Origin of the sequence: Parahaliea mediterranea (assembly GCF_003402235.1) — a bacterium.
In the GTDB taxonomy this organism is placed as follows: Bacteria; Pseudomonadota; Gammaproteobacteria; order Pseudomonadales; family Halieaceae; genus Parahaliea; species Parahaliea mediterranea.
In genome coordinates, this window is sequence record NZ_QEWO01000001.1 from 476,167 (window position 1) to 500,443 (window position 24,277).

Here is a 24,277-nt window from a genome sequence, read left to right on the forward strand (position 1 = left end):
CTGGGGCGTCCACGGCAAACCGGTGTAGCGATGTTCTCCCAGCCCTGTATTTCCACCCTGCTCCGCCTGCTGCCTGCCCCCACCAGCAGCAAGGCCATCGCCCCCGGGCTGACCCTGGTGCGCGCAGACGCCCCCACGCAACCCCAGGCCATTCTCTACCAGCCGGTGTTCTACATTGTGCTGCAGGGCCAGAAGCAAAGCCTGCTGGCCGGGGAGCCCTACACCTACGACCCCGGGCGCTTCCTGGCCCTGACAGTGCCGCTGCCGATGGAGGGCCACGTGACTCGCGCCAGCCCCGCCGAGCCCTACCTGGCAATCAAGATCGACGTGGACAGCCAGGCCGTGGCCGACCTGTTGCAGGCGCTGCCGGAGCTCACGCCCCAGCTGCGCGCCAGCCGCGGGGTGTGCACCTGCCCGGTGTCGGACGCGCTGCGCGACTGCGTGGAACGGCTGGTGGCAAGCCTGGAAGACCCCCAGGCACGGCGGGTACTCACACCCATGCTGGTGCGCGAAATCCTGTTCCACGGCCTGCGCAGCCCCCAGGGTGCGCAGCTGGCGGCCTTTGTCACCCGCGACCGTCACCACCAGCGCATCGCCCGGGTGATTCACCATATCCAGCAACACTACGCCGAGCCCATGGACGTGAACGCCCTGGCAACGGTGGCCCACATGAGCCAGAGCGCGCTGCACCAGCACTTCAAGGCGGTGACCCGGGTGTCGCCGCTGCAGTATGTGAAATCCATTCGCCTGCACCGCGCCCATCATCTGGTAGCCGCCCGCCAAACCAGCATCAGCGAAGCCGCCTGGCAGGTGGGTTACCAGAGCGTGTCCCAGTTCAGCCGGGAGTACAAGCGCCTGTTTGGCCAGCCCCCCAGCCAGGCGAGCGCACTGGGCGGGCACACCAAATGAGTAACACGCCCCCGTTGTGGCAATAGTGCCAACGCCCTTAGCGCTTTGGTGCGGGCGGTGGCAAAATTCGCGCCCTATGACCGATCTCGCCGTAAACCTCGACCTGCTGCCGCGCATTGTCGGCATTCTCGCCCCCATCGTTGCCATTGTGCTGGTGGGCTATCTGTATGGCCTGCGCCACAACCCCGAGATGGCGGTGGCCAACCGCATCAACATGGACATCTTCGTGCCGGCGCTGATCCTGGGCGCCATGGCCAGCAAGCAGTTTGCCCCGGAACGCTATATCGGCCTGGCCGCCGCCGCGGCCATTTTGCTGCTGGTGTGCGGCCTGCTCGCCCGGCCGGTGGCGCGCTGGCTGAAGGTGGACTGGCGCACCTTTGTGCCGCCCATGATGTTCAACAACTCCGCCAACATCGGCATCCCCCTGGCGGTGCTCACCTGGGGCGAGAGTGCCCTGCCGGCGGCGGTGATTCTGTACACCGTGTCCAACGTCATGCACTTTTCCATCGGTGTGCACATGCTGGACAACAACGCCCGCCTGCTGACCCTGTGGCGCAACCCCACGCTGATCGCCGTGGCCATTGGCCTGCTGATCTCAACCCTGCAGATTCCGGTGTGGGAGCCGGTGGTTACCTCGCTGCAGCTGCTGGGCAACGTGGCCGTGCCGTTATTGCTGTTTTCCCTGGGCGTGCGCATGAAACACGTGCGCTTCAACGACCTGGGCGCGCCGCTGGTGGGCGCCTTCGCGCGCCCTGTGCTGGGTATGGCGCTGGCGGCGGCCCTTGCCTTGGCGCTGGGCCTTAACGAGCGCGACAGCGCCATGCTGCTGGTGTTTGGCGCCCTGCCCCCGGCGGTCATGAACTTCCTGTTTGCCGAGCGCTACCAGCAGGCCCCGGAGCGGGTGGCCGCCATTGTGCTGATTGGCAACCTGGCCGCCTTGCTGATGCTGCCGCTGGCGCTGATGCTGGCCCTGTAGCGATGATTACGGCCGTTCTGCGCATCGCCCTCGCCCTGTGGCTTTGCCACAGCCTGATGGCCCGGGCAGATGATGATTCGCTGGCTGCTTTGAAGGCACAGTTCCAGCGTCCCGCCACTGTTCCCCATCCCGATAACAACCCGTATTCGCCGGCCAAATTCGCGCTGGGCCAGCGGCTGTTCTTCGACCCGCGCCTGTCCCGCGACAACGACATCAGCTGCGCCAGCTGCCACGCGCCCGCTACGGGCTGGGAAGACGGCCGGCAACGCGCCGTGGGCAGCGACGCTCAGATACACGAGCGCCACAGCCCGGCGCTGGAAAACCTGGCCTGGGCCAGCGCCCTGTTGTGGGACGGGCGCACACCAACGCTGGAATCCCAGGTGTGGTTCCCCCTTACCGCCCACGACGAAATGGCCCAGGACGTGCGCGAACTACAGGAGGAGTTGCAAGCAGATGCCGCCTACGTGGCGGCCTTTGACGCCGCCTACCCGGGCAAGGGCATCAGTCTTATCACCGTCTCTGCCGCGATTGCCACCTTCCAGCGGGAAATTGTGAGCCCGCCAGCACCCTTCGACCATTGGGTAGCAGGCGACGAGACAGCCATCAGCGACGAGGCCAAACAGGGCTTTGCACTGTTCACCGGCAAGGCCGGCTGCAACGCCTGCCACAGCGGCTGGCGCCTTACCGACGATGGCTTTCACGACACCGGCCTGCCGGCCAGCGATGACAGCGGGCGCTACCGCTTCAGCCGCGACGACGGTGACCGCAACGCCTTTAAAACACCGGGGCTGCGCAACCTCGCACGGCGCGCGCCCTACATGCACGACGGTTCGCTGGCCACCCTCGACGATGTGCTGGCGCACTTCAACGGCGGCTTTACACCACGCCCCAGCCTGTCCCCGAAAATGAGGCACCCAGCGCTTGCAGACGGCGAACTCAATGCCCTGCGCGCATTCCTGGATACCCTTAACAGCGACGGTGGCTCCGCCCTGCCCACTGCCCGCCCCGATTGACCCCGGCGCCACCAGCGTCTGTATCGAATAGTCCTCCGACGCTATACGCGCTGATCCCACGAAGGTGGATCGCCAAAGTAGCCCTGCAGGAAATCGACGAAGTGGCGCACCTTGGCCGGCAGTAGCTGCCGATGCACATACACTGCGTACAGACCCAGTTCCTGTAGCGGCAATTCCGGCAGCAGCTCCTGCAGGCGGCCTTCGGCGATGGCGGGTCCGACAATGAAGGTAGGCTGCAGGGCGATTCCGCCACCAGCCAACGCAGCCCCAGTCAGGACATCGCCATTGTTGCAGGTAAAACCGCCGTCGCTCTGGACACTGCTGCGCATCCAAGCACGCAACTGCGGGCTGGCCACCGATTCCATGTAGCTGTATCGCAGGTAGCGGTGCCCCTGCAATTCATCCACGTTGCGGGGCACCCCGTAACGCTCGAGGTAGGCCGGCGCGGCGCACAGTACTATGCGCACCGGCACAATGCGGCGGGCCACCAGCGAGGAACTTTTCAACTGACCGATGCGCAGGGCGATATCGAAGCCTTCTTCCACCAAGTCGGTCTTGCGGTCATTGAGCTGCAGGTCAATCTCCAGTGCCGGGTGAAGTTGCTGGAAGTCACACAGCAGTGGCGCCAGGTGACGGGCTGCGAAGGACACCGGCGCGCTGATCCGCAAGCGGCCCTCCACCCGGTCCTCGCGCTCGACAAAGCCACGTTCAAGCGCTTCGATCCCGCCCAGCAACTGTTGGATCTGAGGCAAACTGCGACCTCCTTCCTCCGTAAGATGCAAGCGGCGGGTGCTGCGGTTCAGCAGGCGTACGCCAAGGTGCTCCTCCAACCACGACACGTATTTGCTAACCAATTGAGGGGACGTTTCCAGGCGATTAGCGGCGCGGGTAAAGCTGCCCTCGCTAACCACGGTGAAAAAGGCGCGCATGGCGGTGAAGCGGTCCATCAGCCCAACCCTTTATCAATATTTTGTTGATAGTAATTCAATATTACTATCATTACTAAGCGAAGGTGCAGATAGTAAATTGGCTTTCAACGGGTCAGTACCGTGCCCGCACCCCGACAACAACCCGAGGACCTGAACATGCACTCATCACTCATTCAACGCCTGCTGGGCTCCAACGCCGGATTCGCCGCCCTAGTACTGCGTGTGCCTGTGGGCATCATTCTGGCAGCCCACGGCGCCCAGAAACTGTTTGGCGCCTTCGGCGGATACGGCCTGGATGGTACCGGCCAGTGGATGGCCAGCATCGGCCTGGAGCCCGGCTACCTGATGGCCCTGCTGGCCGGTAGCGCCGAGTTTTTTGGCGGCCTGGCGCTGGTCATTGGCCTGCTCACCCGCCCGGCGGCGCTGGTTGCAGCCTTTACCATGCTGGTCGCCATCTTCGCCGTGCACATTGAAGGCGGGCTGTTTATGAGCAACAACGGCTATGAATTCGCACTGGCGCTGTTGGCGGCAACAACGGCGCTGGCCATCCAGGGTGGCGGCCGATTCGCGACAGACAACCTGCTTCTGGCACAATCGGCGCGCTAAATGCGGCGCAGCGATACAGCAAGGAGCCGGGACAGGCTATGAACCAGACCGACATCCTGTTTATTTCCCACGGCGGTGGCCCGCTGCCCCTGCTGGGCGAACCGGGGCACCGGCAATTGGTGCAGGACCTCGCGGGTCTGGGCCGAACGCTGCCCCGGCCCGACGCAATCCTGGTGATCAGCGCTCACTGGGAGGCGCCGCGGGCCACTGTGAGCGCCGCAGGGCAACCGGGCCTGCTTTACGACTACTACAACTTTCCCGCCGAAAGCTACGACATAGCCTACCCCTGCCCAGGCCTGCCGGCTCTGGCCCGGGCTATTGCCAGCACACTCGACGAGGCCGGCCAACCCGCCGCCCTGGATAACCAGCGCGGCCTGGACCACGGCGTGTTTGTGCCGCTGAAGATCATGTATCCCGCCGCGGACATTCCGGTGCTGCAGCTGTCGCTGCTGGCCAGCCTCGACGCCACCGCGCACCTGCAGATGGGCCGCGCCCTGCGCGCCTTGCACTTCGACGGGCGCCTGCTGGTGATCGGCTCCGGTTTTACCTTCCACAACATGCGCTCGATGCCGGACGGCAGCGATCCGGCCCGCGAGGAACGCATTGCGGCATTTTCCGACTGGCTGCAGGACACCTGCTGCAACCCGGGGCTCGATGCCGCCGAGCGCGAACGGCGCCTGGCCCACTGGCAGCAGGCGCCCCATGCGCGCTTTTGCCACCCGCGGGAGGAGCACCTGCTGCCCCTGCATGTGTGCGCTGGCCTGGCCGGGCGCCCCGCCGGCTGGCATCGGGCCAGTGAGGTGATGCACACCCGCGCCGACCTGTATCGCTGGAGCGCCGGCCATGAACACGCAGCACCCGCCCATGGATAAACCCTGGCCGCCCCACATCACCGTGGCCACCGTGGTGCAGCACCAGGGCCGCTACCTGCTGGTGGAAGAGCGCGACAAGGTCACTGGCGCGCGGGTGTTCAACCAGCCCGCCGGGCACCTGGAGCCCGGCGAAAGCCTGCTGGATGCAGCCCGTCGCGAAACGCTGGAGGAAAGCGGCTGGGAGGTGGAGCTGCAGGGCCTGCTGGGCTGGGCACTGTTTAGGGCGCCATCCAACGGCGTGACCTACTATCGCACCACCTTCCTGGCGCGGCCCTTGCAGCAACGCAGCGGCGCCGTACTGGATGCCGACATCCTCGCCACCCACTGGCTCAACTACGGGGAAATCCTGGCCAAGTCTGCTAGAATGCGCAGCCCTTTGGTGCTCGCCGCGGTGGAACAGGCCCGCAGCGGCACCCTGTACCCGCTGGACGCACTACAGCATTATTTATGAGCAAAGCCGCTACCAAAGTCATCGTCGGCATGTCCGGCGGTGTCGATTCCTCTGTATCCGCACTGCTGCTGAAGGAGCAGGGCTATACCGTGGAAGGCCTGTTCATGAAGAACTGGGACGAGGACGACGGCACCGAATACTGCACGGCCAAGGAAGACTTTGCCGACGCCCAGGCAGTGGCCGACAAGCTCGACATTCCCCTGCACGGCGCCAACTTTGCCGCCGAATACTGGGACAACGTGTTCGAGCATTTTCTGGCCGAATACCAGGCCGGGCGTACCCCCAACCCGGACATCCTCTGCAACCGGGAAATCAAGTTCAAGGCCTTCCTCGACTACGCCCTGATGCTGGGCGCGGATTTGATCGCCACCGGCCACTACACCCGCCGCGGCCAACGTGACGGCAAGGCCACTCTGCTGAAGGGCCTGGACCCAAACAAGGACCAGAGCTACTTCCTGCACGCCGTGGGCCACCAGGAGCTGGCCAGGACCCTGTTCCCGGTGGGCGAGATAGAAAAACCCGAGGTGCGCGCCCTGGCGGAAAAACACGGCCTTGCCACGGCAAAAAAGAAGGATTCCACCGGCATCTGCTTTATTGGCGAGCGCCGCTTCAGCGACTTTCTCAAACAGTACCTGCCGGCCCAGCCCGGTGACATCCACAGCCTGGACGGCGAGGTGCTGGGCCGCCACCAGGGCCTGATGTACCACACCATCGGCCAGCGCCAGGGCCTGGGCATTGGCGGGCGAGCCGACGCCGCCGACGCGCCCTGGTACGTGGTAGGCAAAGACCTCGCCAACAACGTACTGCAGGTGGCCCAGGGCAACGACCACCCCGCCCTGTTCAAATCCACCCTGTTCACCGGCGACATCTACTGGGTGGCCGGCGAGGCGCCGGCACTGCCGGCCTCGCTCAGCGCCAAGGTGCGCTACCGCCAGGCGGACCAGGACTGTACGCTCCACCGCGACGGCGACGGTTACCGGGTTGAATTTGCCCGCCCCCAGCGGGCCATCACGCCCGGGCAGTCGGTAGTGTTCTACGACGGCGAGCGCTGCCTGGGCGGCGGCGTCATCGAGCGGGCCGCCTGATGTCGCACGCCGGTAGCACCCTGCAACAGCAAACCATCTCCCTGGCCGGCGTGGTGCAGGCCGCCCGTATTGTGGATCAGGTATCGCGCACCGGCAGTTATCCGCCGGAGTTTCTGGAGGCGTCCATCCACAGCCTGTTCAAATTCGATGCCGACACCACCGACGGCGTGTTCGGCGGCGTGGAAGGCGTGCGTCTGGGCCTGCAGAACCTGGCCGCCATTCTGGCCAACCAGAAAGAGGCGGAGAACCGTGACCTGGTGCGTTACGTGTTCGCCCTGCTCTACCTGGAGGGCAAGTTCAGCGCCGACCCGGCCATGATGCAGGTGGTGCGCTCGCGGCTGGAACACGCCAGCTTTCGCGCCGAGCACTTCGCCGGCCACGTACACGATGTGTGCCACAGTATTTCCGGCATTTACCAGGACACACTCAGTAAGCTCAAATTCCGCATCAAGGTCACCGGCAGCGCCCAGCACCTGCAAGACAGCAAAAACGCGGACATCATCCGCGCCCTGCTGCTGGCGGGCATCCGCTCCGGCTTTCTGTGGCGCCAGGTGGGCGGGCGCCGCTGGAAGCTGTTGTTTCAGCGCAAGGCCCTGCTGCGCTGCGCCCAGGATCTGTCCCGCGCGTCCGGCGTGTAATGCACGCCACCCTGGTGTAAAATCGCCGCCCGCTTTTTCAACCCCTGGCACTCAGCCCCTATACCTCCGGAGTCAGCATGGAACTCTCAGCGCTTACCGCCGTTTCCCCCATTGATGGCCGCTATGGCAGCAAAACCGAGGCCCTGCGGGAGGTATTCAGCGAATACGGCCTGATCAAGCGCCGTGTGCTGGTGGAAGTACGCTGGCTGCAGCAGCTGGCGGCCCACGCCGGCATTGCCGAAGTGCCGCCCCTGTCCAGCGACGCCAACGCGCTGCTGGAGCGAATCGCCAGCGACTTCAGCGTGGCCGACGCCGCCCGCATCAAGGAGATCGAGCGCACCACCAACCACGACGTGAAAGCGGTGGAGTACTTCATCAAGGAGCGCTTTGCCGACAACGCCGAGCTGAACGCCATTGCCGAGTTCGTCCACTTTGCCTGCACCTCCGAGGACATCAACAACCTGTCCCACGCCCTGATGCTGCGCGATGGCATGCAGGCCGTCATCCTGCCGGAAATGCGCCGCGTGGTGGATGCCCTCACCGACCTGGCAATTGCCTCCGCCGAGGCGCCGATGCTGTCGCGCACTCACGGCCAGACCGCCAGCCCCTCCACCATGGGCAAGGAACTGGCCAACGTAGTGGCCCGCCTGCGGCGCCAGCTGGCGCAGATCGAACAGGTAGAATTTCTCGGCAAAATCAACGGCGCGGTGGGCAACTACAACGCTCACCTGTCGGCCTATCCGGACGTGGACTGGCAGGACAACGCCGAGCAGTTCGTGGGCTCACTGGGGCTCACCTTTAACCCCTACACCACCCAGATCGAGCCCCACGACTACATGGCGGAGCTATTCGATGCAGTGGCCCGCTTCAATACCATTGTGGTGGACTTTGATCGCGACGTGTGGGGCTACATCTCCCTCGGCTACTTCAAGCAGAGAACCGTCGCCGGCGAAGTGGGCTCGTCCACCATGCCGCACAAGGTCAACCCCATCGATTTTGAAAACTCCGAGGGCAACCTGGGCCTGGCCAACGCCGTGTTCGGCCACCTGGCTGCCAAGCTGCCGGTCAGCCGCTGGCAGCGGGACCTGACCGACAGCACCGTGCTGCGCAACATGGGCGTGGGCATGGGCTACAGCCTGATCGCCTACCAGGCCAGCCTGAAGGGCATCAGCAAATTGCAGCTGAACGAAGCGCGCCTGGCCGAAGACCTCAACAGCAGCTGGGAAGTGCTGGCCGAGCCCATTCAGACCGTGATGCGCCGCTACGGGATCGAGCAGCCCTACGAAAAGCTCAAGGCCCTCACCCGCGGCCAGGACATGAACCAGCAAACCATCCAGGCCTTTGTGGAAACCCTGGAACTACCAAGAGAAGCCAAGGACGAACTGCTGGCCCTGACCCCGGCCAGCTACATCGGCAACGCCGTGGCGCAGGCCAGGGCCATCCGCTAACAGCGTATCGCCCGCCCCGCCCCTCGTTCATAATGGGCGCCCGACTCCGGCGCCCCTTATGCCATGCCTGCCCCCACTTTCAACCTGCCCATCGACACCGCCCACTTTCTGCGCGAACACTGGCAGCGCAAGCCCCTGCTCATTCGCAATGCGATAGCCGGCTTTGCGCCGCCCATCGACGCCAACGAACTGGCCGGGCTCGCCATGGAGGCCGAGGTGGAGTCGCGCATCGTTGAAGAGGCCGGCGGCCAGTGGCGCCTTTACCACGGCCCCTTCCAGGCGGGCGACTTTGACCGCAGTGGCCCCTGGAGCCTGCTGGTGCAGGCGGTGGATCAATACGTGCCCGAAGTGGCGGCATTGCAGCAACTGGCCAGTTTCGTTCCCCAGTGGCGGGCCGACGATGTCATGGTCAGCTACGCCAGCCACGGCGGCAGCGTGGGCCCCCACTTCGACCACTACGATGTATTCCTGCTGCAGGGCGAAGGCCAGCGCCGCTGGCGCCTTGGCCAGCAATGCGACAACCGCAGCCCCCTGCTGGCAGGTTGCGACCTGCGCATTCTCACCGAATTCCACAGCCAGCAGGACTACCTGCTGAACCCCGGCGACCTGCTTTACGTGCCACCCGGCCTGGCACACTGGGGCATTGCCGAGGGCGAGTGCACCACCTTCTCCATTGGCTTTCGCGCGCCGTCCCGGGGCGACCTGCTGGCGCGGCTGACCGATGGCATTCTGAATGACGCCCCCGCCCGGGAACTGGTGGCAGACCCCGCCCGCCAGGCTGCCGAGCGCGCCGGGGAGATCAGTCGCGCCGATATCGAACAGGCCCGGCGCCAGGCCCTCAGCCTGCTGGAGGCAGCGGGCGACCCCAGCTGGCTCGGCGAACTGGTCACCGAACCGCGCTACGTGGTGGAAGGCGCCGAGGTGAACGATGGCGAGCTGGCCGAGCTGTTCAGCGGCAGGGCCCTGCTCTGGCGCGATGGGGCCAGTCGCCTGGCCTGGGCCGAGCACCAGGACCGGCTGTACGTGTTTGCCAACGGGGCCAGCGCAGCGTTTGATTACGCCCTGCAACCCTGGCTGCAGGGCCTGTGCGCCAGCGGCCAGGCGCCCTGCAAACACCTTGACGCCAGCCACCCGGCTGCGCCTGAATTACTGACCTTTCTTATCGAAAATGGAGCAGCCTATGTCGAATAACGCAGACACCGTCACCCTGGAAGTGGTGAGCTGGAACGATGCCTCCGAGGCCCTCAGCGCATTGCGCCGCACGGTGTTTATTGAGGAACAGGGCGTGCCCCGCGATATCGAATGGGACGGGCGCGACGCCGACAGCCGCCATGTACTGGCCCTGCGCAATGGGCAGCCCGTGGGCTGCGGCCGCCTGATGCCCGATGGCAAAATCGGCCGCATGGCGGTGCTGGCCAGCGAACGCGGCCACGGCATTGGCGCAGCGGTACTGGCGCGCCTGATTGAGCTGGCGCGGGAAGTGGGTTTTGATCGGGTGTACGTACACGCCCAGCAACACGCCGCGCCTTTTTACAGCCGGGCCGGCTTCAGCCCCCGCGGCGCGACCTTTGAAGAGGCCGGCATTCCCCACACCACCATGCACCTGGCGTTGACCGCACCGGCGTGAGCGGCGCAGGCAGCGACGACAATGCCGCCGGCGGCTTCGTCAGCGGCATCGACTACCCCACCCCCTTCTGCGACTTTGCCGGCCAGCTGGCCACCAGCGCGCGCCGGCACCTATACATTCTGAGCCCCCAGCTGGACCCGCGCGTGTTCGACCGCGCCGAGCTGGCCAGCGCCCTGGCCGCCCTGGCCCGCCGCAGCCGCCAGACCGACATCCGCCTGCTGGTGGCCGACGCCAAACCCCTGGTGCGCCAGGGCCACCGGCTGCTGCAGCTGGCCCGTCGCCTGCCGTCCAAGGTACACCTGCAGGTATTGCCGGAGCACCCGGAATGGCCGGGGCAGACCCTGGTACTGCGCGATCGCAACGGCGTGCTGTACCAGCCGCCGGATAGCGACAGCGGCGGCTTTTACGAGCCGGATTCGCGGGCCTCGGCCCTGCCGCACCTGGAGCGCTTCCAGACCCTGTGGCGGGCCAGCCACACCAGTGTGGAACTGCGCCAGCTACACCTGTAGGTGCGCTGTCACCCTCCTTTCACTTGCCTGTCACTCTGCCATCACCCGCGCCAGGCGCTCCGGCGAACGCCAGCGGCTGCCCAGCAGGCGGCGCAGGTAGATTGCCGCCAGCATCAGCAGCATCACGACAAAGGCCCACCAGCTCGCCATGGGGCCAAAATCCAGGTATTTGATGATGACCACCTGCGAGACCAGCATCAGCACGTGCAGCAGCATGGAGGTGTTCATCAGCCAGCGCGTGTCGCCGGCGCCGCGCAGCACGCCGCTGGCGATAAGAATAGCCGCGTCCGCCAGCACGTAGGTGGCAAGGCCAATCATCATCTGGCTGCCGAGCGCAACGATGACGCTGAAGTCTTCACCGGGGGTGGCAAAGACGTTCATCAACTGCTCCCGGGCAATGATGAAGAACAGGCCCAACAGCACCGAATAACCCACCGCCAGCAAAAAGGCGGCGCTGATCACCTGGTTGGTGCGGGTCATGTCCCCCGCGCCCACATAGCGGCCGATCATGCTGGTCACGGCAATGTTCATGCCGATCAGCGGCACGTAGTTGAGCATGTCCCAGTTGAACACAATGGCCATGGCGGCGCCTTCGTTGACGCCGTAGGACTGGAACAGCAGCAGGAACAGGTTGAAGGTGGCCGCCCCCACAAACACTTCCAGGCCGGAGGGCAGGCCCAGGCGGATATAGCGGGTCAGAATGCCGCGGTCAAAATGGAAGGACTGCAGCACCGAAAAACGCTGGCGGTGAATGCGGTTGAAATAAAACAGGGCGTACACGCCCACCGAAAAGCCAGTGGCGATGACCGTGCCCAGCGCCGCGCCCTGTATCCCCAGCTGCGGCAGGCCGAGCTTGCCGAAAATCAGCACATAGCTCAAAGGCACATTCACCAGCACCCCCAGCACGTCGGAGATCATCACCACCCGGGTGCGGGCAATGCCGGAAAAATACGACGCAATGCAGGTTTTACCCAGGGCCAAAAAGGAGCCCGCCAGCAGCACGAAGAAGTACTGTCGCTCCAGCGCCACCTGGGCCGGCGCGTGCCCCATCAGCTCAAACAGTTGCGCCGCCTGCCAGCCCACCAGCAACAGCAGCGGCTGCACCGCCAGCGCCATGATCACCCCCTGGGTGACCACCTTCGGGCACTTGGCCAGCTGGCCGGAGCCCAGGTACTGGGCCACCAGGGCGGTGGCGTAGGAAATCACCCCCTGGAACAGGGCGATGGTGACAAAGAAGGTGACGCCTCCCCCCAGGGCAGAGGCAATGTGCAAGGCGTCGATACGCGACATGAACAGACGGTCGGTGAACACCATGAGCGCAAAGGCGCTCTGGGACACCACCATCGGCAGCGCGAGCCGGAACAGCTCGCGCAATGTCGCCGCAGAAAACATCAATTAACCCTGGGCGGCAATCCACTCATCGACGCGGCGCTCCAGGATGCCAAGGGGCAGCGACCCGCCGCCCAGCACCAGGTCGTGGTAGGCGCGAATGTCGAACTTATCCCCCAGGGCAGCCTTCGCGCGCTCGCGCAGCTGCAGAATCTTCAGCATGCCCACCTTGTAGGAGGTGGCCTGGCCGGGCCACGCCAGGTAGCGCTGGATTTCCGAGCGCACGGCGGTCTCGGGCATGGCCGAGTTATCCAGCATGTACTGCACCGCCTGCTCTTCGCTCCAGCCCTTGGCATGCATGCCGGTATCCACAACCAGCCGAATAGCCCGGAAAATCTCTGCCCCCAGGCGGCCGAAGTTGTAGTAGGGGTTGTCGTAAACCCCCATTTCATAGGCCAGCAGTTCCGAGTACAGCGCCCAGCCTTCGCCGTAGGCGGAGTACCAGACATCGCTGCGAAACAGCGGCAGGTCGCTGCGCTCCAGCGCAATGGACGACTGCATGTGGTGGCCGGGGTTGCCCTCGTGATAGGCGGTGGTCTGCAGGTCGGTGCGGTTGTTGGCCGCCATGTCCGACAGATGCATGTAATACACCCCCGGGCGGCTGCCATCGGCGGTGCCGGTGGCGTAGGAGGCCGCGGCACCATCGCGCTCGCGGAAGGCCTCTACCCGGCGCACTTCCAGCGGCGCCTTGGGCAGAATGCCGAAGTATTCCGGCAGGCGGTCGGCAATCAGCGCCAGGTAGTGCTCGGTCTCATTGATGTACGCCTGGCGGCCGGCGTCGGTGTTGGGGTAATAGAACTGCGCGTCGCTGCGCACAAATTCAAAAAAGGCCGCCAGATCGCCCTCAAAACCCACCTCCTTGCGAATGGCTTCCATCTCGGTGCGAATGCGCTTTACCTCGTCAAGGCCCAGCTGGTGTATCTGCTCGGCGTTCATGTCGGTGGTGGTATAGGAGCGCAGGCGGTAGGCGTAGTAGTCCTTTCCCTCCGGCAGGCTGGCTACGCCTCTTGGCTCGGCGTCGGTGTTGGGGCGATCCTGCTGCATCCACGCCACCAGCGACTGGTAGGCCGGGGCCACCTCGGTCAGCAGGGCCTGGCGGGCCGCTTCGGTAAGGGCTGCCGCCTGTGTGGCATCCACCTTGTCGCTGTCCTGCAGGGCGGCCACCTTCTTCTTCACATCGGCCCACAGCGGGGCGACGTCGCCATCGTCGAAGGGCGCGCCGGTAATCACCGCTTGGCTCTGTTCAATCACAATGTCGTACACATACCGCGGTGCCCGCACGCCAGCACTGGCGCCCCGCTCTACCCGCGCCTGCACCTGGCCCAGCGCCCGGGCAATACCGTCCAGGCGGGTAATGTAATCGCGCATGTCCTGTTCGCTGTCCACTTTGTGGTAGTTGATCAGGAACTGGGGCAGCGCGGTGTGAATGGCGCTCATCTGGTTCAGCACGTAGTCATTGCGCCGCCAGCGGTTATCCTCCACTGCGCGATCGGCGCGGTAGGCCCAGTAGTCGTAGCTGACCTGGGCATCGGCATCCAGGTCATCGCGATCAAAGGCGGCCTGCATGGCTTTTACGCTGTCCAGGCGCCATTTCAGCTCGGCGTCCAGGGCGGCTTCGCTGTAATCGTCGATCTTGTCGTAGTCGGTTTTGCGACCGAGCTGGGTCTGCTTGATGGGGTGAAAGGCCAGTTCTTCCTCGTAACGCTCGTCCAGCCACTGCTTCAGGCGTTCGCTGTCGGCAGCCGCAGCGTGGGCCGCCGCCAGGGGGGCAAGCAACAACAGTGCCGCAATCAGGTTGCGCATGTTATGACTCCTTGGGTAACGTGATGCGAGGTGCCGCCATTGCCGGCAGCGCCTCGGGGTCTTTGGGCGGGGGCGAAATACAGGCAGGCCCCGAACAGGCGGCCTAGTATAGAGCTTGACGGAGTAGATGCCAGCGCAGACATGAATCACCACACTACCAAGAGTCCGCACACGAGCCCCACGCCCCAAAACGCTGCCAAAAGCGCTGCCTGGTGTGCTGCACAGCTCCGCTTCCTGCCCCCTTCGCTATCCCTCTCGCGGCGTATTTGCCTGCCCCGCACACTGGTTGCCCTTTGCTGCGCGGGCTCTGTCGCTACACAGGCTGAACCGAGTGCGAGCGCCACCACCGGCCTGGATTTTCGCGAGTTGGGCGAAGGCTACGCCCACCTGGTGAGTTTTGCCGCAGAACCAGAAATTTCCGCATCTTCCTTCGACATCAATAGTGACAGCAGCGCCGACATCTCCATGGACGTGCTTAAGCTGCCGCTGTATCGGGAGTATGCCTTCAAGGACAGCGATTGGCGTTGGTTTGTGCAGGGCGCCTTCAGTTCCTTTACCTATACCGAAGAGCTGGCCCCTTTCGAGATAATCCCAACCGTCTCCACTGGCGTGGAAGGCGAGTGGAAGGCCTACTCCGGCGTGGCAGAAGCCGGCCTGATCATGCCGGTCGGCGACACACTCTCTATCGCTGGCAGCCTCGGTGCGGGGGGCACGCGGCTGAAGAATATCTCATCCATCTCCAACCCGCTGGTGGCGGACGCCCTGGCCCCGCTGCTGGAGGGCACCGTTATCAACTGGCGCAGCAGCGCTGTGATTGGCCGCGCCCACCTGGGCCTGCTGTACCGCGAGCAGTGGAACCGGCTGAAAGTGCGCGCCAGCACCCACATGGTGTACAGCTATGTGGAGAGTTTTAACGAATCCACCGACTTCCCGGGCTTCACCGCCTACACCGGCAGCCTGTCCGCCAAGCTCGATGTGGCACAGCCGCTGGACATTGTGCTTAACGAGCACCCGCTGTATCTCATCGGCCATGCGGCGGCCACCACCTTCACCGGCCCGGGCCGCGACCAGCTCGGCTTTACCCACTTCTACGAACTGGGGGCCTCGCTGGGTTACCGGCAGGTGGCGCTGGGGCTGCAGGCGGTGCTGGGGCCCGACGTGGACGGGCTCTCCATCACCTTCAACTACGGCTTCTAGCGCTTGGCGACGCCCAGCTCGCCCAGGGTGCTGGCCATGTCCTCGGCCGAAGTGGCGGGGTTCACGTCCTCATCAATCTTGAGAATGGTGCCATCCTTGCCAATGTAGAAGGTGTGGCGTTTGGCAAAGCCCAGCAGGTGCAGCACATCGTAGGCGTCTGCAGCGGTCTTCTCCGGATCGCTGAGCAGGGGAAAGTCCGCCTTGGTTTCTGCGGCAAAGCCCTTGTTGTCTTCCAGGGGGTCGACACTCGCCATGAAGTAGGCAACGTCATAGGCGCGAATCAGGTGGCCGTTCTCGGCCAGCGACTTGCACTCGATGGTGCAGCCCTTGGTGTAAGCCTTGGGAAACCAGGCCAGCACCACGGCCTGCTTGCCGCGAAAATCCGACAGGCTGTAGGTCTTGCCGTCGGTGGCCTGCAGGGTGAAATCCGGGGCCGGGTCACCCACCTTGAGAGCCAGGGCCGGCAGCGCCGTAAACAGGGTGGCAAAGCTGAGAACGAGGGCGGAACAGAGTGTGCGGGGCATGGCGGTCTCCGATCTACAACTGAATGGGGCTTGCGTGTAAGGTACGCAGGTTCCCGCAGTATGTATCACTGCGCCCCGTTCAACAAATTCACGGACCCATCGCATGAAGCTACCTAACAACGCCGCGCGACTGGCACTGGCGGCCCTGCTGGCCATTCCCGCCGCGCAGGCCGACGCCAACAGCACCGACACGGCCTGGGACGTCAACCAGCCCGCCTACTCCGTCAAACCCACCCGCGCCAGCCTGGATGTCAGCGAAGGCACCTGGATGAGCCTGGACGTCTCCCCCGACGGCAAGCAGATTGTGTTCGACCTGATGGGCGACCTCTACCTGCTGCCCATGGGCGGCGGCGAGGCAAAATCCCTCACCTCTGGCCACGCCTGGGACATGCAGCCGCGCTTCAGCCCCGACGGCAGGTTTGTCGCCTTCACCTCCGACCGCGCCGGCGGCGACAACATCTGGACCCTGGAGCTGGCCACCGGCCAGTTCCACCAGGTGACCTTCGAGGACTTCCGGCTGATGAACAACCCGAGCTGGAGCCCGGACGGGCGCTACATTGCCGCCCGCAAGCACTTCACCACCTCGCGCTCCCTGGGCACCGGCGAAGTGTGGCTGTACCGCTCCGACGGCGGCGAGGGCCAGAGCGGCCAGCTGGTGGTGGAGCGCCCCAGCGAAACCTTCCAGAAGGAACAGGGCGAGCCCATGTTCAGCGCCGATGGCACCGGCATCTACTACACACTGAACACTACCCCGGGCAACACCTTCATCTACCACCAGGACAGCAACACCGAACTGTTCCAGATTCGCCGGGTGGATCTGGGCACTGGGGATGTGACCACCGTGGCCGACGGCCCCGGTGGCGCCGTGCGCCCCACGCCCTCTCCCGATGGCAAGCAACTGGCCTTTGTAAAGCGGGTGCGGGCCGAATCGCGCCTGTTTGTGAAGGACCTGGCCTCCGGCGAAGAGCGCATGGTGTACGCCAACCTCGACCAGGACATGCAGGAAACCTGGGCCGTGCACGGCCTGTACCCCAACATGGACTGGACGCCCGACAGCAGCGCCGTGGTGTTCTGGGCCGGCGGCAAACTGAAGAAAGTCCAGGTGAACGGCGGTGAGGTGAGCGACATTCCCTTCCACGTGAAGGACACCCGCGACATCTACCCCGCCCCGCGCTTTACCGTGGACGTGGCACCCGAGCGCTTCCGCACCCGCATGGTGCGCTTTGCCCAGCCCTCGCCGGATGGCAAGGCCGTGGTGTTTGAATCCTTAGGCCAGCTCTACCTCAAGCGTGGCGATGGCGCGCCCAAAGCCCTGACCTCCGACAGCGACGGCGGCTTTGACTACAGCCCGGTGTGGGCGCCGGACGGCGACGATATCTACTTCCTGCGCTGGAGCGACAACAACCTGAGCACCGTGCGCCGGGTCAGTGCCCGCGGCGGCAAGTCGCGCCAACTGAGCGAGGAAAAAGGCCAGTTCACCGAGCTGGCCATCGACAGCAAGGGCGAAACCCTGGCCTTTCGCAAGCGCGCCGGCTCCGACCTTTTGAACCCGGCCTGGGGCGTGCAGAGCGGCATCTACCTGATGGATGCCGACGGTGGCAAGGCCCGTTTCGTCAGCCAGCGCGGCACCGATCCCCACTTCGGCCCCGAGGATGACCGCCTCTACGTACAGGAGCGGGCCGACAGCGCCACCGGCCGCGGCAGCAGCACCGCCGTCACCAAGCTGCTGTCCATGAACCGCGCTGGCTTTGACGTGCGCGAACTGGCCCAGGCCGAATTCGCCACCGCCATTCGCCTCTCCCCCACTGGCCGCCAGCTCGCCTTCGAGGACAGCCACCACATGTACGTGGCCGACTTTGCGCCGAGCCCCAAGCCCGTGGTGCTCGATGCCGGCAAGCCCGCCTTCCCCAGCGTCAAGCTGAGCCGCACCGGCGGCACCTACCTGTACTGGAACGCCGATGGCAGCGCCCTGTCCTGGTCGGTGGGGCCAGTGCTGAAAACCGTGGCAGTGAACGACGCCTTCGCAGCGGGCTTTGAGCCACCGCAAAGCGGCCGCGACCTGTCCATGGAGGTGCAGGCCGCTGCGCCCGAGAGCCGCGTTGCCCTGGTGAATGCCCGGGTGATTACCATGGACGGCCAGCGCACCGTTCACGAGCGCGGCACCGTGCTGCTGGAGGGCAACCGCATCCAGGCGGTGGGCGCCGCCGGCGACGTGAGCGTGCCCGCCGGCTACGAGCAGGTGGACCTGGCCGGCAAGACCGTCATCCCTGGCTTTGTGGACATTCACGCCCACGGCCCTTACGGCAGCGGCGACATTGTGCCCCAGCAGAACTGGAACCTGCTGGGCCACTTGGCCCTTGGGGTCACCACCGTGCACAACCCCTCCAGCGTGGCCAGCCTGGTCTTTGCCGCGGCGGAATACCAGCAGAGCGGCAAAATCCTCGGCCCGCGTATCTTCTCCACCGCCGAGATTGTCTACGGCGCCAAAAGCACCTACTGGTCGCCGGTCAACAGCCTGGACGATGCCCTGGCCCACGTACGCCGACTCAAGGCCCAGGGCGCCATCTCGGTGAAAAACTACAACCAGCCGCGCCGCGAACAGCGCCAGCAGGTGATTGAGGCCGCGCGCCAGGAAGGCCTGATGTCCGTGGCCGAGGGCGGCTCCCTCTACCACCTGGACATGAACCTGATCGGCGATGGCATTACCGGCATTGAGCACAACGTGCCGGTGATGCCCATGTACGACGACGTAACCCAGTACTGGCGCCAGTCCCAGGCCGGCTACACCCCGACCCTGGTGGTCACCTTTGGCGGCCTCACCTCCGAGGACTACTACTACCAGGACACCGAGGTGTGGAAGCACCCCATCCTGTCCAACTTCGTGCCGCCCGCGGTGCTACAGCCGCGCTCCGTGCGCCGACCCATGGCGCCGGAAGCCGACTACCGCGACGACGACGCGGCCGCCGCCGCCAAAGTCCTGCTGGATGAGGGCGTAATGGTCAACACCGGCGCCCACGGCCAGCGCGAGGGCCTGGGCACCCACTGGGAAATGTGGAGCTTCGTGCGCGGCGGCTTCAGCCCCATGGAGGCCCTGTCGGCCGCCACCATCAACCCGGCCACCTACATGGGCATGGCGGCAGACCTGGGGTCGCTGGAGGCCGGCAAACTGGCCGACCTGGTGATTCTGAACGACAACCCGCTGGAGGACATCCGCAACACCGACCACATCAGCCACGTGATGGTGAACGGCCGCCTGTACCGGGCCACCGACCTCGGCGAGGAAGTCACCGGCGACGCCACCCTCCAGCCCTTCTACTGGCAGGGCAAGCCGGAATCTGAACTGCGCTAGCCAGCCAAGGCCGGCAACCACGCAACAACGGCCCCGGGGCAGCACCCCGGGGCCGTTGTTGTTTTAAGCTGAATGAAACGGCCTGTGAAAGCCCGGTAAAGTGCGGTAAAGCCCGGTGGAAACTCAGTGAAGCCCGGTGAATCTCGGTAAAGGCGGCTACGGGCAGCCTAACTCCGGATACTGCTCGATATGCTGTTCTATCTCAGTGGTAATGCGCTGCAAGGCCACCGCCTCCCCCTCGGCGCGCACCCCATCGAGGTAGGCGTAAAAGAAACGGGGATTGGACATCAACACCCGATCCACCGCCGGCCGATGATCTTTCACCGCGTCCAGTTGCGCCTGCTTGTGCGCTTCACGCTGCTGCGCCAGTGCCCGGGCGCGCTCCACCTCCCCCAGCGCCTCGTAGGCAAAACCCTGGATTACCCGGGCAATGGCGCTGCCCATGGCAGTTTTACCCTGGGCCTCCACCAACTGGCCATAGCGCAGGCAGGTGTAGGCCCACTCCACACTGGCGGCGGACTGCTCGCGGCACATTCTTACCGTGCCGCTGTAGTCCGGCAGGTGGGCCGCAGCGAGCCCCAGCGCCATGCCAGCGCGCTCAGCAAAAGCCAGGTCGGTAGAGGCGGCTAGGCCGCGCTCAATCATTTCGATTGTCTCTGTCCAATAATCGCGGGTTTGCGCGGCGCTGGCGGCGTAGCGCATGGCATCCAGCGCCGCCGCGTGCTCGCCCGCGGCAAAACGGCTGCTTGCAATGTACGCCCAGGTTTCGCTGTTGCTGCCATCCACCGCCGCCAATCGCTGTGCCAGCGCACCGTCTGAACAACTGCCCGCCCCGGCGCAAAACTGCACAGCGCTCCAGAGCAAAAAAGGATCGTCTGCATGGCCCGCCGTAGCGCGTGCAATCAAGGCACCTCGGGCGGTGGCGTCAGATTCCAGCATAGCCGCCAGCAGCAGGTGCTCGGCCGAAGGCGACACCGCCAGCCGGCGGGCAAGCGCCTGCTGCCAGGCGTCAAAAGAAACGGCCATCTCTCGCGCATCGGCACTCGCCTCCGCCGGCTTTGCCTCGGCCACGCAGTCGGCAGCCTGCCCTGCCGGCATCTGAGCTTCGCTATTGGCTAACGTATCGACTGCCGTATGGATTCCATCGACTGCTGGGGATAATGCCGCGGCCTCGGTTTGCCGGGGTGCAACCGCTGCACCGCTCGGGCGAGAGCGATCAGCAGCCTGCCAATACACCCACAACAAAACCACCACTAGACCCAGCGCCACCAGCAGCGCAGGCACGGCCCTGCTGCGCCAGGGAATCATTGGCCGCGGGCCCGATGGTTGCCTGTCGCTATCACGGCATAGCCGCTTGCTGTTCGCTGAAAACAAATCCTGATCCAGCCCATGCTGGAAATGCAATCAGCCCGGTGGCGAGAATTAAGAGAAATACAATCTGTGTTACTCAAGTTTCCACGCCGGCAACATTGAATAAAAATGTGTGCTGCATTCATTGCAAATAAAAACACTGGGGCCAGCAATTAGGGAAACGCCATCCATTTGGCGCTTGGCACAAAACGAGCAGGAGCACAGTTCAAAACCACTGGGTCTCTTGAGTTTATTTGATGTAACAATGTCATTTGTTAAGCACAGGCAATGATTGCAAATGGCAACGCCCTGCTTGGAAAAAATAGACTGGTAGTCAGCAGGCCCTTTCCCACAGAAAGAACAGCGCTCATTACTTTCTATCAATTTTCTTTTAATAACCCGGGTATTCATTACCTTAATGCCAGCATGACAAACATCTCTTTATGTAAGCGTTTATTGGAATATAAGGCATCAACGAAATGCACTTGACCATCCTTAAACCAAGCCATGAAGATCATACTGCCTGAAATGTCCTTGCCATGGTGCGAATTCAGTCAAGACCACTTAATAATCAATTCTGACCAATCGTAAAAATGAAATGTATAAAGATTGTAAAGATTACTTTCCCCCGCTTCCCTGCGCGTGAAGCAGGGGGGAAAATTTTACTGCGGTTGGTCACCGACCCCTACCCGGTCCCCCAGGCCAGCCGCCTTGTACCTGCCCTGGCTGCTTCGCAGTGTTGGGCAGGTACTCTTTTTCCCCTTTCTTTTTTCGCTTTCCTTTTTTGCCAGCTCCCGGGCTTTAGGCAAACGTCACAAATTTATTGAACGGCATTTCCCGCAGGCGCTTGCCGGTTGCGGCGTAGATGGCGTTGGCCAGTGCCGGTGCCGCCGGCGGTACGGGTGGTTCGCCAATGCCGCTGATGCGCTCGCCGGATTCCAGTGCCTGCACGGTTATCTGCGGGCACTGGTTGATGCGCATGCCGGTGTGCTGGTGGTAGTTGTGCTGCTCGGCCATGCCATCGGCGTAGGTAATCTGGCAGTTCATGGCGTGGCCAAGGCCCCAAATCACGCCGCCGGCGGTCTGGTTCTCGAAGTTAACCGGGTCGATGACGCGGCCGACTTCGGCTGCCACAAACACTTTCTCCAGGCGGATTTTTCCGCCCTTCTGGCTGACTTCTACCACTTCGGCCACGGGGGTGCCGAAAGACACCACCAGCGCCACGCCACGGCCATGGCCGGGTGGTAATGGCTCGTTCCAGCCGCTCATGTCGCGCACGGTTTCCAGCACCCGTCGGCTGGCCGGGTCGTTGCACAGGGCCAGGCGGCCGGCCAATGGGTCCTGCCCAGCGGCAATCAGCAGTTCATCGACGGCGGATTCGATGAAGAAGCCGCCGGTGGAGGCACCCACGGAGCGCCAGGAACTGATGGGCGCCAGCTCCGGCACGCGGTAGGCGCTCACCCGCATGTGCCCGATGCTGTAGGGCGCGTTCCATACCCCGGCGGGAATCTGGCTGTCTGGCCCGGTGACAGGCAGGTTGGCGCGCCCGGACTGGGAGGCAATGGCAGAGGGCGTGGCAATGTGGATATCCAGCGCGGCAATGCCCTGCCCGCCCCCACTGATGCCGCGAATGCGGGCCATACCCATCTGGCGCGGAAAGTCGTGGGCGAAGTCCTCTTCCCGGCTGAAGGTGAGCTTGATGGTTTCACCGGGGCGCTTAAGGGCGATTTCGGTGGCGTAGCGGATGTTCTCGAATTCCAGCCGGTGGCCAAAGCTGCCACCGCTGTACTGGTTGTGCAGGTAAACCTGCTCGACCGGCAGGCCGCAGATGTCCGCCACCAGTTGCTGCGCCAGGCGGGGGAACTGGTGGGCGGCCCACACATCCACCCGGCGTTCATTATCGGCGCCTTCACCCTCGCCTTCACCCTCGATTTCACCCCCACTTACACGACAAAGGGCAGTGAGGGGTTCCAGCGGCGCGTGGGCAACATAGGGGGCGCGGTATTCGTGCTCGATCACATCACCCGCTGCGCCCAGCGCCGCTGTAATATCGCCATCGTCGCGCCAGACTTTGTCCAGGCGCTCTTCGGTGAAGGACGCTTCCACCGCCGCCCAGTGCTGGGCCATTTCCGGTGGATAGGGCGCCTGCCCCCACTCGCACTGGATGGCGGCGGCGGCCTGAAAGGCGTTCCAGGTGTTATCGGCCAGTACCGCCACGCCGTTGGTGACCGGTAGAATGTGCCGTACGCCCGGCATGGATTGCGCCCTGGTATCGTCGTAGGACAGCAGCGCCCCGCCCTGGCGCGGATTAAAGCGCACGGTGGCGTTCACCACGCCCTCGGGCATCAAGTCGATGCCAAAGGCCTGGGTGCCGGTGGCCTTGGCCACGGTGTCCAGGCGTTGTACCGGCTTGCCCAGCAGGCGCCAGGCGGACGGCGGACGCAGGGTGACGGCCTCCACCGGTGCAATGCCCGCGGCAGTGGCCGCCAGCGCGGTGTAGGGTAGGCGGCGCCCGTCGCGCAGCACCACGGCGCCGGCCTCGGTTGTCAGGGTATCCACCGCCTGGCCGGTTTCGGCGGCGGCCGCCTGTTTGAGTGTCTCCCTGGCAATGGCGCCGGCACGACGCAGTTTTTCCCAGGAGTCGGCCACGGTGGATGAACCGCCGGTCACCTGCTGGCCCGACAGTTTGATGACGGCGCCAACGGCGCTGCGCGCGGCACGGGCCGTCAGGCTCTGGTCGCTGTGCAAAAAAGGCACGGCATCGGCGGCCATGGCGGTGTTCCAGTAGGCCGCCGAGGGCTGGCCCGGGTTGACGCTGAACTGCCCGGGCTCCAGGTCCATTTCTTCGGCGATCATCAGCGCCTGCACGGAACGGGCGCCCTGCCCCACGTCGGTATGGGGGGCAATCAGGGTGATGCCATCCGGGCGCACCAGCACCCAGGGGTTGAAGCTGGCTTCGTCGGGCCCCAGCCCCGTCGCCAGCGGGTTGTCGGGTGATTCGCGCACTTTGTACACGCCAAAGGCCACACCGCCCGCCAGGGCCACGCTGCCAAACAGAAAGGTGCGCCGGGTCACATCGGCTAACCGCCCCATGCTCAACCCTCCCCGCCGGCGGTGGCTGGGTCGAACACCTGCACCGGGCTGGCAAGCCGGCTCGCCGCACGGCGCACGGCGGCGCGAATGCGCGGGTAGGTGCCGCAACGGCACAGGTTGCCGGCCATGGCGGCATCAATCTCGGCGTCGCTCGGCGCGGGGTTGTTGGTCAACAGCCAGGCGGCCTGCATCACCTGGCCAGACTGGCAGTAGCCGCACTGGGCCACCTGCTCATCGATCCAGGCCTGCTGTACCGGGTGCGGGTCGGCCGGCGTACCCAGCCCCTCGATGGTAACGACCTCGGCCCCCGCCACGGCGCTGAGCGGCAGTTGGCAGGAACGCATGGCGCTGCCGTTGAACAGCACGGTACAGGCACCGCACTGGGCGATGCCGCAGCCGTATTTGGTGCCGACCAGGCCCAGCTGGTCACGCAGCACCCACAGCAGGGGCATGGCCGGCGGGGCCTCTACCTCCACTGGGTTGCCGTTCAGGGTAAAGCCTGTCATGTC

The 24,277-nt window shown here is 64.6% G+C and carries 22 protein-coding genes; 14 read left to right on the top strand and 8 right to left on the bottom strand.

Annotated elements, in window-relative coordinates:
• Window positions 1-30: 30 nt before the first annotated feature.
• From DDZ17_RS02045 to DDZ17_RS02055, 3 genes are all read left to right on the top strand, one after another.
• Window positions 31-909, top strand: a complete 879-nt coding sequence (locus DDZ17_RS02045; protein ID WP_116364284.1) for an AraC family transcriptional regulator — start codon at window positions 31-33, stop codon at window positions 907-909.
• Between the two features lie 76 nt (window positions 910-985).
• Window positions 986-1,885 carry an AEC family transporter gene (locus DDZ17_RS02050; protein WP_193940529.1) on the top strand — a complete coding sequence of 300 codons (900 nt, stop codon included), beginning with the start codon at window positions 986-988 and terminating at the stop codon, window positions 1,883-1,885.
• 2 nt (window positions 1,886-1,887) lie between these two features.
• A complete protein-coding gene (locus tag DDZ17_RS02055) occupies window positions 1,888-2,898 on the top strand; it encodes a cytochrome-c peroxidase (protein WP_116364285.1) in 1,011 nt (336 codons plus the stop codon).
• Between the two features lie 41 nt (window positions 2,899-2,939).
• On the opposite strand, the gene DDZ17_RS02060 is transcribed toward DDZ17_RS02055, so the two are convergent.
• Entirely contained in the window at window positions 2,940-3,845 is a 906-nt protein-coding gene (locus tag DDZ17_RS02060) for a LysR family transcriptional regulator (protein WP_116364286.1), read from the bottom strand.
• A 138-nt stretch (window positions 3,846-3,983) separates the two neighbouring features.
• Here DDZ17_RS02060 and DDZ17_RS02065 point away from each other — a divergent pair, with 138 nt between their 5' ends.
• The 9 genes from DDZ17_RS02065 (at window position 3,984) to DDZ17_RS02105 (ending at window position 11,063) form a co-directional block, all read left to right on the top strand.
• The gene (locus DDZ17_RS02065; RefSeq protein WP_116364287.1) at window positions 3,984-4,433 is read left to right on the top strand and encodes a DoxX family protein; all 450 of its coding nucleotides are present in this window, start codon (window positions 3,984-3,986) and stop codon (window positions 4,431-4,433) included.
• Window positions 4,434-4,471: 38 nt separating this feature from the next.
• The gene (locus DDZ17_RS02070) at window positions 4,472-5,305 is read left to right on the top strand and encodes a DODA-type extradiol aromatic ring-opening family dioxygenase (RefSeq protein ID WP_116364288.1); all 834 of its coding nucleotides are present in this window, start codon (window positions 4,472-4,474) and stop codon (window positions 5,303-5,305) included.
• The gene (locus tag DDZ17_RS02075) at window positions 5,277-5,756 is read left to right on the top strand and encodes an NUDIX hydrolase (RefSeq protein ID WP_241505753.1); all 480 of its coding nucleotides are present in this window, start codon (window positions 5,277-5,279) and stop codon (window positions 5,754-5,756) included. The genes DDZ17_RS02070 and DDZ17_RS02075 overlap by 29 nt, the downstream gene beginning before the upstream one ends.
• Complete coding sequence (gene mnmA, locus DDZ17_RS02080) at window positions 5,753-6,841, top strand: tRNA 2-thiouridine(34) synthase MnmA (protein WP_116364289.1); 1,089 nt, start codon at window positions 5,753-5,755, stop codon at window positions 6,839-6,841. Before DDZ17_RS02075 ends, mnmA begins: the two co-directional genes overlap by 4 nt.
• Window positions 6,841-7,479, top strand: coding sequence for a high frequency lysogenization protein HflD (gene hflD / locus DDZ17_RS02085; RefSeq protein ID WP_116364290.1), 639 nt, complete (start codon window positions 6,841-6,843; stop codon window positions 7,477-7,479). The genes mnmA and hflD overlap by 1 nt, the downstream gene beginning before the upstream one ends.
• Window positions 7,480-7,556: 77 nt before the next feature.
• Entirely contained in the window at window positions 7,557-8,927 is a 1,371-nt protein-coding gene (gene purB / locus DDZ17_RS02090; protein WP_116364291.1) for an adenylosuccinate lyase, read from the top strand.
• A gap of 63 nt (window positions 8,928-8,990) precedes the next feature.
• A complete protein-coding gene (locus tag DDZ17_RS02095; protein WP_116364292.1) occupies window positions 8,991-10,118 on the top strand; it encodes a JmjC domain-containing protein in 1,128 nt (375 codons plus the stop codon).
• Window positions 10,108-10,554: a GNAT family N-acetyltransferase gene (locus DDZ17_RS02100; RefSeq protein WP_116364293.1), complete on the top strand. Its 447-nt coding sequence runs from the start codon at window positions 10,108-10,110 to the stop codon at window positions 10,552-10,554. The genes DDZ17_RS02095 and DDZ17_RS02100 overlap by 11 nt, the downstream gene beginning before the upstream one ends.
• Window positions 10,551-11,063 (top strand): DUF7931 domain-containing protein, encoded by a 513-nt coding sequence (locus DDZ17_RS02105; RefSeq protein WP_116364294.1) that lies wholly within the window; start codon window positions 10,551-10,553, stop codon window positions 11,061-11,063. The genes DDZ17_RS02100 and DDZ17_RS02105 overlap by 4 nt, the downstream gene beginning before the upstream one ends.
• A 30-nt stretch (window positions 11,064-11,093) precedes the next feature.
• Here the strand turns inward: DDZ17_RS02105 and DDZ17_RS02110 are convergent, their stop codons facing one another.
• The gene (locus DDZ17_RS02110; RefSeq protein ID WP_241505754.1) at window positions 11,094-12,455 is read right to left on the bottom strand and encodes an MATE family efflux transporter; all 1,362 of its coding nucleotides are present in this window, start codon (window positions 12,453-12,455) and stop codon (window positions 11,094-11,096) included.
• 3 nt (window positions 12,456-12,458) lie between these two features.
• Entirely contained in the window at window positions 12,459-14,255 is a 1,797-nt protein-coding gene (locus DDZ17_RS02115; RefSeq protein WP_116364295.1) for a DUF885 domain-containing protein, read from the bottom strand.
• A gap of 366 nt (window positions 14,256-14,621) precedes the next feature.
• Between DDZ17_RS02115 and DDZ17_RS02120 the strand changes: the two genes are divergently transcribed.
• Complete coding sequence (locus DDZ17_RS02120) at window positions 14,622-15,452, top strand: hypothetical protein (RefSeq protein WP_116364296.1); 831 nt, start codon at window positions 14,622-14,624, stop codon at window positions 15,450-15,452.
• Here DDZ17_RS02120 and DDZ17_RS02125 read toward each other — a convergent pair.
• Window positions 15,449-15,976: a peroxiredoxin gene (locus tag DDZ17_RS02125; RefSeq protein WP_116364297.1), complete on the bottom strand. Its 528-nt coding sequence runs from the start codon at window positions 15,974-15,976 to the stop codon at window positions 15,449-15,451. The genes DDZ17_RS02120 and DDZ17_RS02125 overlap by 4 nt on opposite strands.
• A gap of 103 nt (window positions 15,977-16,079) precedes the next feature.
• On the opposite strand from DDZ17_RS02125, the gene DDZ17_RS02130 reads away from it, so the two are divergent.
• Window positions 16,080-19,325 (top strand): amidohydrolase family protein, encoded by a 3,246-nt coding sequence (locus tag DDZ17_RS02130; RefSeq protein WP_116364298.1) that lies wholly within the window; start codon window positions 16,080-16,082, stop codon window positions 19,323-19,325.
• A 156-nt stretch (window positions 19,326-19,481) separates the two neighbouring features.
• Here the strand turns inward: DDZ17_RS02130 and DDZ17_RS02135 are convergent, their stop codons facing one another.
• The 4 genes from DDZ17_RS02135 to DDZ17_RS02150 all read right to left on the bottom strand — a co-directional run bounded on the left by DDZ17_RS02135 (window position 19,482) and on the right by DDZ17_RS02150 (window position 24,274).
• Window positions 19,482-20,423: a hypothetical protein gene (locus DDZ17_RS02135; protein WP_116364299.1), complete on the bottom strand. Its 942-nt coding sequence runs from the start codon at window positions 20,421-20,423 to the stop codon at window positions 19,482-19,484.
• A 345-nt stretch (window positions 20,424-20,768) separates the two neighbouring features.
• Entirely contained in the window at window positions 20,769-21,086 is a 318-nt protein-coding gene (locus DDZ17_RS22990; RefSeq protein WP_170150133.1) for a ClpX C4-type zinc finger protein, read from the bottom strand.
• Between the two features lie 390 nt (window positions 21,087-21,476).
• The gene (locus DDZ17_RS02145) at window positions 21,477-23,768 is read right to left on the bottom strand and encodes a xanthine dehydrogenase family protein molybdopterin-binding subunit (protein ID WP_116364300.1); all 2,292 of its coding nucleotides are present in this window, start codon (window positions 23,766-23,768) and stop codon (window positions 21,477-21,479) included.
• A 2-nt stretch (window positions 23,769-23,770) separates the two neighbouring features.
• Entirely contained in the window at window positions 23,771-24,274 is a 504-nt protein-coding gene (locus tag DDZ17_RS02150; protein ID WP_116364301.1) for a (2Fe-2S)-binding protein, read from the bottom strand.
• Between the last annotated feature and the right edge of the window lie 3 nt (window positions 24,275-24,277).